The 12,865-nt window shown below is 64.9% G+C and carries 24 protein-coding genes; 1 reads left to right on the forward strand and 23 read right to left on the reverse strand.

Translation table 11 applies throughout. The features are described from left to right. Position 1: 1 nt before the first annotated feature. The 10 genes from rpsE to rpmC all read right to left on the reverse strand — a co-directional run bounded on the left by rpsE (position 2) and on the right by rpmC (position 4,154). Positions 2–577, reverse strand: coding sequence for a 30S ribosomal protein S5 (rpsE, locus tag Q344_RS0110035; protein ID WP_028286575.1), 576 nt, complete (start codon positions 575–577; stop codon positions 2–4). Positions 578–757: 180 nt separating this feature from the next. Further along, positions 758–1,117 (reverse strand): 50S ribosomal protein L18, encoded by a 360-nt coding sequence (gene rplR / locus Q344_RS0110040; protein ID WP_028286576.1) that lies wholly within the window; start codon positions 1,115–1,117, stop codon positions 758–760. 11 nt (positions 1,118–1,128) lie between these two features. After that, on the reverse strand, positions 1,129–1,662 hold the full coding sequence (gene rplF, locus Q344_RS0110045) for a 50S ribosomal protein L6 (protein ID WP_028286577.1): 534 nt from the start codon (positions 1,660–1,662) through the stop codon (positions 1,129–1,131). Positions 1,663–1,672: 10 nt separating this feature from the next. Beyond that, the gene (rpsH, locus tag Q344_RS0110050; protein ID WP_028286578.1) at positions 1,673–2,065 is read right to left on the reverse strand and encodes a 30S ribosomal protein S8; all 393 of its coding nucleotides are present in this window, start codon (positions 2,063–2,065) and stop codon (positions 1,673–1,675) included. Between the two features lie 13 nt (positions 2,066–2,078). Then, positions 2,079–2,384, reverse strand: a complete 306-nt coding sequence (rpsN, locus tag Q344_RS0110055; protein WP_028286579.1) for a 30S ribosomal protein S14 — start codon at positions 2,382–2,384, stop codon at positions 2,079–2,081. A gap of 21 nt (positions 2,385–2,405) precedes the next feature. Then, positions 2,406–2,969, reverse strand: coding sequence for a 50S ribosomal protein L5 (gene rplE / locus Q344_RS0110060; protein ID WP_028286580.1), 564 nt, complete (start codon positions 2,967–2,969; stop codon positions 2,406–2,408). Beyond that, entirely contained in the window at positions 2,962–3,273 is a 312-nt protein-coding gene (gene rplX / locus Q344_RS0110065) for a 50S ribosomal protein L24 (RefSeq protein WP_028286581.1), read from the reverse strand. Before rplX ends, rplE begins: the two co-directional genes overlap by 8 nt. Then, positions 3,273–3,641 carry a 50S ribosomal protein L14 gene (gene rplN, locus Q344_RS0110070; protein ID WP_005621870.1) on the reverse strand — a complete coding sequence of 123 codons (369 nt, stop codon included), beginning with the start codon at positions 3,639–3,641 and terminating at the stop codon, positions 3,273–3,275. Before rplN ends, rplX begins: the two co-directional genes overlap by 1 nt. 75 nt (positions 3,642–3,716) lie before the next feature. After that, positions 3,717–3,947: a 30S ribosomal protein S17 gene (rpsQ, locus tag Q344_RS0110075; protein ID WP_028286582.1), complete on the reverse strand. Its 231-nt coding sequence runs from the start codon at positions 3,945–3,947 to the stop codon at positions 3,717–3,719. Positions 3,948–3,953: 6 nt separating this feature from the next. Next, positions 3,954–4,154, reverse strand: coding sequence for a 50S ribosomal protein L29 (gene rpmC, locus Q344_RS0110080; protein WP_028286583.1), 201 nt, complete (start codon positions 4,152–4,154; stop codon positions 3,954–3,956). 355 nt (positions 4,155–4,509) lie between these two features. On the opposite strand from rpmC, the gene Q344_RS0110085 reads away from it, so the two are divergent. Next, on the forward strand, positions 4,510–5,085 hold the full coding sequence (locus Q344_RS0110085; protein WP_028286584.1) for a hypothetical protein: 576 nt from the start codon (positions 4,510–4,512) through the stop codon (positions 5,083–5,085). Between the two features lie 7 nt (positions 5,086–5,092). On the opposite strand, the gene Q344_RS0110090 is transcribed toward Q344_RS0110085, so the two are convergent. The 13 genes from Q344_RS0110090 to Q344_RS0110150 all read right to left on the reverse strand — a co-directional run. After that, positions 5,093–5,548 (reverse strand): DUF3237 domain-containing protein, encoded by a 456-nt coding sequence (locus Q344_RS0110090; RefSeq protein ID WP_028286585.1) that lies wholly within the window; start codon positions 5,546–5,548, stop codon positions 5,093–5,095. A gap of 4 nt (positions 5,549–5,552) precedes the next feature. Further along, positions 5,553–6,173, reverse strand: a complete 621-nt coding sequence (locus Q344_RS0110095; RefSeq protein ID WP_028286586.1) for a 2OG-Fe(II) oxygenase family protein — start codon at positions 6,171–6,173, stop codon at positions 5,553–5,555. A gap of 429 nt (positions 6,174–6,602) precedes the next feature. Continuing rightward, positions 6,603–7,016: a 50S ribosomal protein L16 gene (gene rplP / locus Q344_RS0110100; RefSeq protein ID WP_028286587.1), complete on the reverse strand. Its 414-nt coding sequence runs from the start codon at positions 7,014–7,016 to the stop codon at positions 6,603–6,605. Positions 7,017–7,028: 12 nt separating this feature from the next. Beyond that, positions 7,029–7,733: a 30S ribosomal protein S3 gene (rpsC, locus tag Q344_RS0110105; protein ID WP_028286588.1), complete on the reverse strand. Its 705-nt coding sequence runs from the start codon at positions 7,731–7,733 to the stop codon at positions 7,029–7,031. Next, positions 7,733–8,113: a 50S ribosomal protein L22 gene (gene rplV, locus Q344_RS0110110; RefSeq protein ID WP_036538580.1), complete on the reverse strand. Its 381-nt coding sequence runs from the start codon at positions 8,111–8,113 to the stop codon at positions 7,733–7,735. The genes rpsC and rplV overlap by 1 nt, the downstream gene beginning before the upstream one ends. Positions 8,114–8,116: 3 nt before the next feature. Beyond that, a complete protein-coding gene (rpsS, locus tag Q344_RS0110115) occupies positions 8,117–8,395 on the reverse strand; it encodes a 30S ribosomal protein S19 (protein ID WP_028286590.1) in 279 nt (92 codons plus the stop codon). A 2-nt stretch (positions 8,396–8,397) separates the two neighbouring features. Continuing rightward, complete coding sequence (rplB, locus tag Q344_RS0110120; RefSeq protein ID WP_028286591.1) at positions 8,398–9,240, reverse strand: 50S ribosomal protein L2; 843 nt, start codon at positions 9,238–9,240, stop codon at positions 8,398–8,400. 171 nt (positions 9,241–9,411) lie between these two features. After that, positions 9,412–10,074, reverse strand: a complete 663-nt coding sequence (locus Q344_RS0110125) for a sulfotransferase (protein ID WP_028286592.1) — start codon at positions 10,072–10,074, stop codon at positions 9,412–9,414. Between the two features lie 96 nt (positions 10,075–10,170). After that, positions 10,171–10,467, reverse strand: coding sequence for a 50S ribosomal protein L23 (locus Q344_RS0110130; protein WP_028286593.1), 297 nt, complete (start codon positions 10,465–10,467; stop codon positions 10,171–10,173). Further along, positions 10,464–11,081: a 50S ribosomal protein L4 gene (rplD, locus tag Q344_RS0110135; protein WP_028286594.1), complete on the reverse strand. Its 618-nt coding sequence runs from the start codon at positions 11,079–11,081 to the stop codon at positions 10,464–10,466. The genes Q344_RS0110130 and rplD overlap by 4 nt, the downstream gene beginning before the upstream one ends. Next, entirely contained in the window at positions 11,078–11,950 is an 873-nt protein-coding gene (gene rplC, locus Q344_RS0110140) for a 50S ribosomal protein L3 (RefSeq protein ID WP_036538584.1), read from the reverse strand. The genes rplD and rplC overlap by 4 nt, the downstream gene beginning before the upstream one ends. Positions 11,951–11,964: 14 nt before the next feature. Further along, positions 11,965–12,273, reverse strand: a complete 309-nt coding sequence (gene rpsJ, locus Q344_RS0110145) for a 30S ribosomal protein S10 (protein WP_028286596.1) — start codon at positions 12,271–12,273, stop codon at positions 11,965–11,967. A 148-nt stretch (positions 12,274–12,421) separates the two neighbouring features. After that, positions 12,422–12,865, reverse strand: a 444-nt coding sequence (locus Q344_RS0110150) for an EF-Tu C-terminal domain-related protein (protein ID WP_028286597.1), incomplete at its 5' end; no start/stop codon positions are given.

Consider the following 12,865-nt stretch of genomic DNA (forward strand, 5'->3'; position numbering starts at 1 on the left):
ATCAGGCCTCCTCGGCCACTTGCGACGATTCCGCCGGCGCGTCTTCACGCTTGGGCAGGATGTCGGCGACTTTCTTGCCGCGGCGCTGAGCCACCATGCGGGGCGAGCTCTCTTTGGTGAGGCCGTTCAGCGTGGCGCGGATCATGTTGTAGGGGTTCTGCGACCCGATCGACTTGGCGACCACGTCGTGCACGCCCAGCATCTCGAAGACGGCACGCATCGGACCACCGGCGATGATCCCGGTCCCGTGCGGTGCGGTGCGCATCACGACGCGGCCGGCGCCGTGGCGGCCTTCCATGTCGTGGTGCAGGGTGCGGCCCTCGCGCAGCGGCACGCGGATCATCTGGCGCTTCGCCTGCTCGGTCGCCTTGCGGATGGCCTCGGGGACCTCCTTGGCCTTGCCCTTGCCGAAGCCGACACGGCCCTTCTGGTCGCCGACGACGACGAGAGCGGCGAAGCCGAAGCGCTTACCACCCTTGACGGTCTTGGAGACACGGTTGATCGCGACGAGGCGATCTGCAAATTCCGGGGCTTCCTCGCGGTCGCGGCGGTCCCGGCGGTTGTCATCACGAGCCATTGGCTCTCCTTTTCACATCATGGGCGGTGGCCGCCCGGTTTGTCCGATCCTTGGTGCGGCGAAGCGCCGCCCGGATCATCGGGGCACGTTGCGTGCCCTCGGAAGACGAAGCGCGCGCCATACACACGCGCGCCCCGCAGGTTCAGGTGTCGGGTGCGCGCTCTGCACGCACCGGCCCACTCAGATCTTCAGCCCGCCTTCACGCGCGGCGTCGGCCAGAGCCTTCACCTTGCCGTGGAACAGGAAACCGCCGCGGTCGAAGTAGGCTTCGTCCACGCCCGCTTTCTTGGCGCGTTCGGCGATCGCGGCACCCACCTTCTGGGCGGCCTCGATGTTGTTCTTGCCGACGACGCCGAGGTCCTTCTCGAGAGAGGAGGCCGCGGCCACGGTCACCCCCTGCACATCGTCGATGAGCTGGGCGCTGATGTTCTTGTTGGAGCGGTGCACCGACAGCCGAAGACGGCCGGCGTTCACCGCGCGGAGCTTGTTCCGGTTGCGCAGGCGGCGCTTCAGGAACAGTTGACGTTTGCTGCTTGCCATGTTCGCCGTCCTTACTTCTTCTTGCCTTCCTTGCGGAAGATGTACTCGTCCTTGTACTTGATCCCCTTGCCCTTGTAGGGCTCGGGCGCACGCCATTCGCGGATGTTTGCCGCGACCTGGCCGACGAGTTGCGGGTCGGATCCCTCGATCACGATCTCGGTCTGCTTCGGGGTCGTCACGGTGACGCCCGCCGGCACTTCGAAATCGACATCGTGCGAGTAGCCGAGGTTCAGCTTCAGGGTGTTGCCCTGCATCTGCGCCCGGTAACCCACGCCGTTGATCTCGAGCTCCTTCTTGAAGCCGCTCGAGACGCCCTGGACCATGTTCGCGACCATCGTGCGGCTCATGCCCCACTGCTGGAGCGCGCGCTTGGACTTGCCGCGCGGCGTGACCGTGACGGTGTTGTCCTCGATCTTGATCGTGACGTCGTCGGTCGCGGTGAAGCTGTGGGAGCCTTTCGGCCCTTTGACTTCCACCGTCTGGCCCGACATGGACGCGGAGACGCCGGACGGCAGTTCGACGGGTTTCTTGCCAATACGAGACATAGGACCCTCCTTAGAATACCGTGCAGAGCACCTCACCGCCGACATTGGCGGAGCGGGCTGCTGCATCCGACATCACGCCCTTGGACGTGCTGACAATCGACACGCCCAGGCCCTGACGGACCGAGGGGATGTCCTTGACGCTCATGTAGACGCGGCGGCCGGGGGTCGAAACCCGCTTGACCTCGCGAATGACGGGGGCGCCATCGAAGTATTTCAGGCTGATCTCGAGGGTCGGGTGACCGTTCTTGTCCGTGCCCGTCTCGTAGCCGCGGATGTAGCCTTCGTCCGCCAGCACGTCCAGCACCCAGGCGCGCAGCTTGGAGGCCGGCGTGGAGACGGTGGACTTGCCGCGCAGCTGGCTGTTGCGGATGCGGGTGAGCATATCGCCGATAGGATCGTTCATATCTCTGCCCTCCTTACCAGCTGGATTTCACGAGGCCGGGGATCTGGCCGTTCGAGCCAAGCTCCCGCAGCATGATCCGGGACACCTTGAGCTTACGGTAGTAAGCGTGCGGGCGGCCGGTCAGCTGGCAGCGGTTGTGAAGACGGGTCGGGGACGAGTTGCGGGGCAGCTCGGCCAGCTTCATGGAGGCGCGGAAACGCTCTTCCATCGGCTTCGACTGGTCATTGACGATTTCTTTAAGCGCTTCACGCTTGGCGGCGTATTTCTTCACCAGCCGTTCGCGTTTCTTTTCGCGCTCGATCATGGATTTTTTAGCCATATCAATCTCTCCTTGGCGCGATCAGCTGTTGAACGGCATGTTGAAGTGCTTCAGCAGCGACTTCGCCTCGGCATCGGTCCCTGCGGTGGTGCAGATGATGATGTCCAGGCCCCAGACCTCGTCGACCTTGTCGAAGTTGATCTCGGGGAACACGATGTGTTCCTTCATGCCCATGGCATAGTTGCCACGGCCGTCGAACGATTTGCCCGAGACGCCGCGGAAGTCGCGGATACGGGGCATTGCGACGGTGATCAGGCGATCGAGGAAGTCGTACATGCGGTCGCCGCGCAGGGTGACCTTGGCGCCGAGCGGCATCTCTTCACGGACACGGAAGCCCGCGATCGATTTCTTCGCCTTGGTGACGACGGCCTTCTGGCCGGCGATGGCGGTCAGGTCTTCCTGGGCCGACTTCGCCTTCTTGCTGTCGCGCACGGCTTCGGCACCGCAGCCGATGTTCAGGACGATCTTGTCCAGACGCGGGATCTGCATGTCGTTCTTGTAGCCGAACTCTTCTTTCAGAGCGGCCTTGATCGTGTCGCGGAACTGCTGGCGCAGGCGCGGGGTGTAGGTTGCGGTATCAAGCATCGATCGCGTCCCCCGTGGTCTTGGCGAAACGGACCTTCTTGTCGCCATCCATGCGGAAGCCGACGCGGGTCGCTTTGCCGTTTGCGTCGATCAGGGCCAGGTTCGACAGCTGGATCGGCATCGCCTGAGGGATGCGGCCACCCTGGCTGGTCTGGCTCTGCTTGGTGTGGCGGATGGCCATGTTGATGCCCGACACGATGGCCTTGCCGGTCTTCGGGTCGACGGAGGTGATTTCACCCTCCTTGCCCTTGTCCTTGCCGGCGAGCACGACGACCTTGTCGCCCTTGCGGAGTTTGGCAGCCATTACAGCACCTCCGGCGCGAGCGAGATGATCTTCATGAAGTTCTTCGCGCGCAGCTCACGAACCACCGGCCCGAAGATACGGGTGCCGACCGGCTCGTTGTTGTTGTTCAGGATGACGGCGGCGTTGCGATCGAAGCGGATCGCGGTGCCGTCTTCGCGACGGACCTCTTTCGCGGTGCGAACGACGACGGCCTTGCGGACGTCCCCCTTCTTCACGCGGCCGCGCGGGATGGCTTCCTTGACGGAGACGACGATGATGTCGCCCACGCTTGCGTATTTACGCTTGGAACCACCCAGGACCTTGATGCACTGAACCCGGCGAGCGCCGGAGTTGTCAGCGACATCCAGATTGGTCTGCATCTGGATCATGTGGTTTCTCCCGACCTTTGGGGGCTGTTCTGGTTCTTGGCCCCCAGGGTTTCGATAAAACTGCGAAGAGGCGGCTTATTCGGCCACCACCTCCCAGCGTTTCGTCTTGGACTTGGGCGCGCATTCCTGGATGCGGACCGAGTCACCCACCTTGAAGGTGTTGTTCTCGTCGTGAGCCCGGTATTTCTTGGACTTACGGATGGTTTTCTTCAGAACCGGGTGCGTGAAGCGGCGTTCCACCGACACGGTGACGGTCTGGGCGTTCTGGTCGCTGGTCACGACCCCTTGCAGGATACGTTTGGGCATCTGGTCTTACTCCGCGGCCGCTTTGGCTTTTTCGTTCAGGATGGTTTTCACGCGGGCTGCCTGACGGCGGGCTGCGCGCATCCGTGCGGGGTTTTCCAGTTGGCCTGTGGCCTGCTGAAAGCGCAGGTTGAATTGCTCTTTCTTCAGCGATGCCAGCTCCTCGCGGAGCTGATCCGGGGTCTTGTCCCGAAGCTCTTGAGCGCTCATGCTCTATGATCCTTTTTCAACATCACCGGCAGGCCCCTTACAGGGTCACCCTGATTCCGGCGGAGTTTGGTAGTGGAGGCTGCCCGATACATGGCTTGGCCCATGATGGCAACCCTTTAATCCCGGCCCCGGACCTGCGCCGGCGCCCTGCCCTCATATCGTGGTGCGTGCCGCCGGTTGCAACCGGGGCGCGACCGGCGGAGCCCCGCGCCCCGCGGCGGCGGCGCGCCGGAGGCCGCGGCGGGGCGATCACACTTCGCTCAACTCTCCCCGCAACGGCTTGAATCGCGGGCGTGGCCGGGGGATATCCGGGCGTGCGACTCCCCCACCCCCATCCCCGACGTTGGAGAGACGAATGACCCTCCGGACCGGCGCGCTCTGCGCGGCCTTCCTCGCGACGGCCACCCCCTCACTGGCCTCGATCTGCGACTATCGCCTCAGCACGGTGCTCGGCAGCGCCGGCACCGCGGCCGCGGATTTCGCCCGCGACACCAGCAAGCCGCTGAAGGATGCGGGCGTGCTCACCCTCACCAACGTCGCCACCGGCGCGACGATGGTGGGCTCCTCCGGGGCGGGCGCCAGCGTCGCAGGCGCGCTTGCCGGGGCCGCGCCCGTGGGCATCGCCGTCGGCGCCGCGCTCCTGGGATCCGAGGCGATCTGCTATTTCCTCGACGACCGGATCACCGAGTACGACGAGATCCTGATGGTGATGACGCTGCTCGCCGAGCAATCCGATCCCGAGTATTTCGAGCTGATCAGCCCGCAGACGCCGTTGGAGCAGGAGGATTTCATCCTCATCAAGGACCCGGCGCAGCAGACCGTGACCCGCTACATGGTCCGCGACCTCTACATCGTGAACGGCGTGCTGAAGAACCGCGACCGCTGGCGCAACACGACGATCGGCAACGTGGGCTTCGTGCCCTCGGACTGATCCCCGCTCAGAGAAGCTCGTGCACGGCGTAGCGCACCTCCGTCGGCGTGCGCTCGCCCAGCCCGACGGCCACGACCCGGTTCAGCCAGTCGTAGCGCGGGTCCGCCGTCTCGAACATCGGGGCGGTGCGGAAATAGTAGCTCGCGGGGTCGAGCGCTTCGCCCGCCGCCATCTTCGCCCGGTGCTCCGGCCCGATCGTGTTGATGCCGCGATAGGTCATGTAGATCAGCGCCCCGTCCCCCGTCTCCATCAGCAGGCGGACGTCGATCCGGGCATGGCCGCGCTCCACGCGGACCCAGTCGCCGCTGACGGGCAGCACCCTGCCCTCCAGCCGATCGCCCCGGAACGTGCCGCCGGTGACGTGGAAGACGTAGCGCCCCGTCCCGTCCGGGTGGCGCAGGTCGAAGGGCGGGCCGACCTCGAGCGCGAGGTCGAAGAGCGGGCGGGTGGCGACGTCGGACATGATCTCAACCCCAGGAATAGTTGAAGGAGACCGAGATGCGGTCTTCCTCGGACAGGTTCATCGGCACTTCGTGGCGCAGCCAGCTTTCCCAGAGCAGCACCTCGCCCGGCTTCGGCGCGACATAGACGAAGCTGCGCAGTTCTTCGCGCGCGCCCTTCTGCCGCGTCGGGGCGGCCATCATCATCGGCAGGCGCGGATCCTCGAGCTTGAGCGCGCTCGCGCCCTCGGGCATGGCGACATAGGTGGTGCCCGAGATCACCGAATGCGGATGGATGTGCGAGCCGTGGGTGCCGCCCTCGGGCAGGATGTTGATCCAGATGTCCTCTAGCTTCAGCGCCCGGTCGCCGAGATCGAACTCCAGGTCCCGGGCGAAGGCCTGCACGTGGCGGTCCAGCACCGCGATCAGGTCGGCGAAGATCGGGAAGCGCCAGCCCAGGTCGGTGAGCGAGGCATAGGAGGTGTAGCCGGGATAGCCGTTCTCCTCGCACCATTGCTGACCCGCCTCGTCATCCTCGGCGATCGAATAGCAGGAAGCCTCAAGCTCGTTCGTGTCGATCGGATCGCCCTGTTCGGACAGCGCGGCGCGGTAGAGGCGGGTGGCGAAGAGGGACTTGATGTCGGACATGGGAAGGCTCCGGTGACGTTCCGGGCCGACATAGCGCGGATCGGCGGCGGTGGCCAATGGAGAGGTGGAGGCACGCCGTTCGAGCCGGGGTTGGCCCGGCGGCACGCCGGGCCGCGCCCTCCCTCCCCCCCGGGAGGGCGCATCGGTGCCGCTTGGCACCGAACCACCGGCGTGAGCGTGACGATGTGGCGCTGACCAAGGGGGTCGGCGCGCCCACCCGAGGGAGGGCGCGGCCCTTCTCGCTCCCCTCTACGCAAGCGGCGCCTGTAGGATCTTTGCAGGGTGCGTGCTCACACGCGCCACCCGGCACGAGAAAAGGGCGGGGTTTCCCCCGCCCTCTCGGTATTGTCAGCCGTGACCTCGACCGGGTGCCGCTCTCGTCGCGTCTGCTTGCAGACGCGACTGCCGCGCACCCGGCGACGCCGCCGGTTACCAGTCCTCGCGGACCACGATCCGGGTCTTGACCGGCAGTTTCATCGACGCGAGGCGCAGCGCTTCGCGGGCGATGTCCTCGGCGACGCCGTCGATCTCGAACATGATCCGGCCCGGTTTCACCTTGCAGGCCCAGTAATCGACCGAACCCTTACCTTTACCCATCCGAACCTCGGTGGGTTTCGAGGTCACCGGGGTATCCGGGAAGATCCGGATCCAGACACGGCCCTGACGCTTCATGTGACGCGTGAGGGCACGACGTGCGGCCTCGATCTGCCGGGCGGTGATCCGCTCCGGCTCGGTGGATTTCAGGCCATAATGGCCGAAGTTCAGGTCCGAACCGCCCTTGGCCTCACCATGGATGCGGCCCTTGAACTGCTTGCGGAACTTCGTTCGTTTCGGTTGAAGCATCTCGGTTCCTCCTTACCGGCCACGGCCGCCGCGGGGCGCCGGACCGTCCTGGATTTCCTGGGCGCGACGGTCACGAGCCTGCGGGTCGTGTTCCATGATCTCGCCTTTGAAGATCCAGACCTTGATGCCGATGATCCCGTAGGGGGTCGTCGCTTCGGAATGTGCGTAATCGATATCGGCACGCAGGGTGTGAAGCGGCACGCGGCCCTCACGATACCATTCGGTCCGCGCGATCTCGGCGCCGCCGAGGCGGCCCGCGACGTTGACGCGGATGCCGAGGGCACCCATGCGCATGGCGTTCTGCACCGCACGCTTCATCGCGCGACGGAACGAAACCCGGCGCTCGAGCTGCTGTGCGATCGATTCACCGACGAGCTGCGCGTCCATCTCGGGCTTGCGCACTTCGACGATGTTCAGGTGCAGTTCGCTGTCCGTCATCTTGGCGATCTTCTTGCGAAGCACCTCGATGTCGGCGCCCTTCTTGCCGATGATGACACCCGGACGGGCGGTGTGGATCGTGACGCGGCACTTCTTGTGCGGACGCTCGATGATCACACGCGCAACGCCGGCGGCCTTGCACTCTTCCTTGATGAACTCACGGATGCGGACGTCTTCGAGAAGAAGATCGCCGTAATCCTTGCTGTCGGCGTACCAGCGGCTGTCCCAGGTGCGGTTGACCTGGAGCCGCATGCCGATCGGATTGACTTTCTGACCCATCAGGCTTGCTCCTCGATCTGACGCACCTTGATGGTGAGTTCGCTGAACGGTTTCATGATCTTGCCGTAGCGGCCACGCGCCCGGGGACGACCACGCTTCATGACGAGGTTCTTGCCCACATAGGCCTCTGCGACGATGAGCTCATCGACGTCGAGGTTGTGGTTGTTCTCGGCATTGGCGATGGCCGACTGAAGGCACTTCTTCACGTCGTCCGAGATGCGCTTCTTCGAGAAGGTCAGATCGCTGAGCGCTTTCTCGACCTTCTTGCCGCGGATCAGCTGAGCCACCAGGTTCAGTTTCTGAGGGCTGGTGCGAAGCATCCGGACTTTCGCCATTGCTTCGTTGTCAGCCACGCGGCGGGGATTCTTATCCTTGCTCATGGCTTATTTCCGCTTCGCTTTCTTGTCCGCGGCATGACCGTAGTAGGTCCGAGTCGGCGAGTACTCACCGAACTTCTGACCGATCATGTCCTCGGTGACATTGACGGGGATGTGCTTGTGGCCGTTGTAGACGCCAAACGTCAGGCCCACGAACTGGGGCAGGATCGTCGAGCGGCGCGACCAGATCTTGATGACTTCGTTGCGCCCGGATTCGCGGGACGCCTCGGCCTTCTTCAGGACGTAGGCATCGACGAAGGGGCCTTTCCATACTGCGCGAGACATGATCAGCGCCCTTTCTTCTTGGCGTGACGCGAGCGGATGATGAGCCGCGAGGACGCCTTGTTCTTGTCGCGGGTGCGTGCACCCTTGGTCGGCTTGCCCCAGGGCGTGACCGGGTGACGACCACCCGAGGTCCGACCTTCACCACCGCCGTGCGGGTGGTCGATCGGGTTCATCACGACGCCGCGGACGCTCGGGCGGATGCCCTTGTGGCGGTTGCGGCCGGCCTTGCCGATGTTCTGGTTCGAGTTGTCCGGGTTCGACACGGCACCGACGGTGGCCATGCATTCCTGGCGCACGAGACGCAGCTCGCCCGAGGACAGCCGGATCTGCGCGTAGCCGCCGTCACGACCGACGAACTGGGCATAGGTGCCCGCGGCGCGTGCGATCTGGCCGCCCTTGCCGGGCTTCAGCTCGATGTTGTGGACGATGGTACCGATCGGCATGCCCGAGAACGGCATCGCGTTGCCCGGCTTGATGTCGGCCCGCTGTGCCGAGACGACCTTGTCGCCGACGCCCAGACGCTGGGGCGCGAGGATGTAGGCCTTTTCGCCGTCGGTATACTGGATCAGCGCGATGAAGGCGGTGCGGTTCGGGTCATATTCGATCCGCATCACGACGCCTTCGACGTCGAACTTGGTGCGTTTGAAATCAACGATCCGATAGAGGCGTTTCGCCCCGCCGCCCATGCGGCGCATCGTGATTCGTCCGGTGTTGTTCCGGCCGCCCGACTTCGTCAGACCCTGGGTGAGGGCTTTGACGGGGCGTCCTTTGTACAGCTCCGAACGGTCGATCAGCACCAGCCCGCGCTGGCCCGGCGTCGTCGGCTTGTACGACTTGAGTGCCATGCTTTCTGTCTTCCGTTTGCTAGCGGCGGGTGCGGCCAGGCCGGCCCGCCTATATGTATGGCCCCCCGAAGGTGACCGGTGATGTAGGACCCCGAAGGTTCCAGCGAAACGGCGGGCCGCGGCCCGCCGAACGAACTTGTAATTCGAGAGTCGCCGCCTATTGCATCGCCTTCAGGAGGTCAACCAGATTCTCGCCGTATCGCGCAGTTTGCCGCGCCATCCGTAGCGGGATTCCGGCTGGTAGCGCCCCGGCACGATCTGCCCCGTGATCCGGGCGCAGGTGGCCTCGTCGCAGGCCATGCCGAGGAAGCCCGCCAACTCGCGGATCACCGCCTCGGGCCGCAGGAGAAGCTTCTCGTAGCTCACGAAGAGCGCCGGCCGCTTGAGCTGCCGCAGGAGCGCGAGATTGCGCCCCAGCACGGTCGCGACATCGTTGATCGCGGCATCCGCCGTCATGACCTCGCGCTTGGCGATGCCGAGCGCGGTGGCGGTCATGTCCCGGGTCACGAAGATGAACCGCGGATTCCTGAGATCGTCGTAGATCGTCTCGAAGTAGCGCAGCGGCTGCGGGTGCTTCCAGCCCCAGACGTCATGCGCGGCATTGCGCGCCGCGATCGTGGCGCGGATCGACTCGACGCCCTTGAACTCGCGGAACTCCTGGTCCTCGAGGTTCACCGCATATTGTTCGCCGAGGTAGAGCCCGAGCTCGCGCGCCGCCAGCGCGACCGAGGTGGTCCCGCCCCGGCGCAGCCCGAAGATCAGGAACGTCCGCTGCGGCGCAAGGCGCGAGGCCTCGTCCTCGTTCCAGACGATGGTTGCAGGTCCCTCGGGCACCGGCACATTCCTTCAGGGGCCCCTGAGATGTCAGCGGCGGTCAATGCAGATGGCCCCGGGAACGTCCCGGGGCCATCAAGGTCTTGCCAGAAGGTCTCAGAGACCGGTGGTCACGTCGATCGTGTTGCCCTCTTCGAGGGTCACGTAGGCCTTCTTGACGTCGTTGCGGCGACCCATGATGCCCCGGAAGCGCTTCTGCTTGCCCTTGGTGATGGTCGTGTTCACGGCCTTCACCTTGACATTGAAGAGCGCCTCGATGGCCTCCTTGATCTGCGGCTTGTTCGCAGCCATCGACACTTCGAAGACGACGGCGTTGGCTTCGGAAGCCATCGTCGCCTTCTCGGTGATGACCGGCTTGCGGATCACGTCGTAATGTTCTGCCTTCGCGCTCATTTCAGTCGAGCCTCCAGAGCTTCGACACCCGCCTTCGTGATCACCAGGGTGTCACGCTTGAGGATGTCATAGACGTTGGCGCCCATCGACGGCAGGACGTCCAGACCGTCGATGTTGGCCGCGGCGCGGGCGAAGCCCTCGTTCACGGCGGCACCGTCGATGATCAGGGCGCGTTTCCAGCCCAGGTCCCTGACCTGCTTGGCCAGAGCGGCGGTCTTGCCCTCGGATTCAGCCGCGTCGATGATCACCAGCGCGCCGGCCTTCGCTTTCGCGGAGAGGGCGTGCTTGAGACCGAGCGCACGGAACTTCTTGGGAAGATCGTGCTCGTGGCTGCGCGGGGTCGGACCCTTGTAGATGCCACCCTTGCGGAAGATCGGCGCCTTGCGGGAGCCGTGGCGTGCGCCGCCGGTGCCCTTCTGGCGATAGATCTTCTTGGTCGAGTAGCTCACTTCCGAGCGGGTCTTGACCTTGTGGGTCCCCTGCTGGGCGCGGGCGCGCTGCCAGCGGACGACACGGTGCAGGATGTCGGCGCGCGGCTCGAGATCGAAGATCTCGTCCGTCAGCTCGACCGACCCGGCCTTGCCGCCGTCCAGTTTGATCACGTCGAGTTTCATTCGTCGCCTTCCTTCTTCTCGGGCTCGGCCGAAGCGTCACCCTCTTTGTCGGCAGCGATGTCGGCTTCCGCGTCCTTCAGGGCTGCCTCTTCGGCAGCGGCCTGTTCGGCTGCGGCTGCCTCTTCGGCGGCCTTGGCTTCGGCTTCAGCGGCGGCTGCAGCTTCCTCGGCGGCCTTGCGGGCCTCCTCGGCTGCCGAGCGCAGCGCGGCGGGCAGGATCGCGTTCTCGGGGAACGGCTTCTTCACGGCGTCCTTCACCGTGACCCAGCCACCCTTCGAGCCCGGGACGGCGCCCTTGACCATGATCAGGCCGCGTTCGCTGTCGGTGCGCACAACCTGGAGGTTCTGCGTGGTGACACGGACGGCGCCCATGTGGCCTGCCATCTTCTTGCCCTTGAACACCTTGCCCGGGTCCTGACACTGACCGGTCGAACCATGCGACCGGTGCGAGATCGAGACACCGTGCGAGGCGCGCAGGCCGCCGAAGTTGTGGCGCTTCATGCCACCGGCGAAGCCCTTACCGATCGAGGTGCCCGAGACATCCACGAACTGGCCTTCGAAGTAATGGTCGGCGGTGATTTCCTCACCGACGGCGATCAGGTTCTCGGGGTCGACGCGGAACTCTGCCACCTTGCGCTTGGGCTCGACCTTCGCGGCTGCGAAGTGGCCACGCATGGCCTGGCTGGTGCGCTTGGCTTTCGCGGTGCCGGCGCCGAGCTGAACGGCCGAATAGCCGTGCGCGTCGGCGGTGCGCTGCGCGATGACCTGAAGGCCGTCGAGCTGCAGCACGGTCACCGGGATCTGTTTCCCGTCTTCCATGAACAGGCGGGTCATGCCCACCTTCTTGGCGATGATACCGGAACGGAGCATCAGTTGGACCCTCCTTAAACCTTGATCTCGACATCCACGCCGGCGGCGAGGTCGAGCTTCATCAGCGCGTCCACCGTCTGCGGGGTCGGATCCACGATGTCCAGGAGCCGCTTGTGGGTGCGGATCTCGAACTGGTCGCGGGATTTCTTGTCGACGTGAGGGCCACGGAGAACCGTGAACTTCTCGATCTTGTTCGGCAGCGGGATCGGGCCACGGACCTGAGCGCCGGTGCGCTTGGCCGTGTTGACGATTTCCTGCGTGCTGGAATCCAGGACGCGGTAATCGAATGCCTTCAGCCGGATGCGAATGGTTTGACCTGACATGTCATTCAGCCTTCTTCGGCGTTGGAGTTGAGAGGAGGAGGCAGGACCACCCCGCCCCCTCGTCGAACCCGTAAGTGCTGCGCCACGGCACAGGCCGTGGCGCGTAGTCGAGGCGGCGGCGGAGGTCAAGCCCCCGCCACGGAACCCATCACTCGATGATCTTGGAGACCACGCCCGAACCGACGGTGCGGCCGCCTTCACGGATGGCGAAGCGGAGCTTCTCTTCCATCGCGATCGGGGCGATCAGCTCGACGGTGAAGGAGATGTTGTCCCCGGGCATGACCATCTCGGTGCCTTCGGCCAGCTGCACGGTCCCGGTCACGTCGGTGGTCCGGAAGTAGAACTGCGGGCGGTAGTTCGCGAAGAACGGCGTGTGGCGGCCACCTTCGTCCTTGGTCAGGATGTAGGCTTCGGCCTCGAACTTCGTGTGCGGCTTCACCGAGCCCGGCTTGCAGAGTACCTGGCCACGCTCGACCGCGTCACGGTCGATGCCACGCAGCAGCGCGCCGATGTTGTCGCCGGCTTCCCCGCGGTCCAGCAGCTTGCGGAACATTTCCACGCCGGTGCAGGTCGTCTTCTGGGTCGCCTTGAT

The sequence above is a fragment of the Pseudooceanicola nanhaiensis DSM 18065 genome, assembly GCF_000688295.1.
GTDB classification, from domain to species: Bacteria; Pseudomonadota; Alphaproteobacteria; order Rhodobacterales; family Rhodobacteraceae; genus Pseudooceanicola; species Pseudooceanicola nanhaiensis.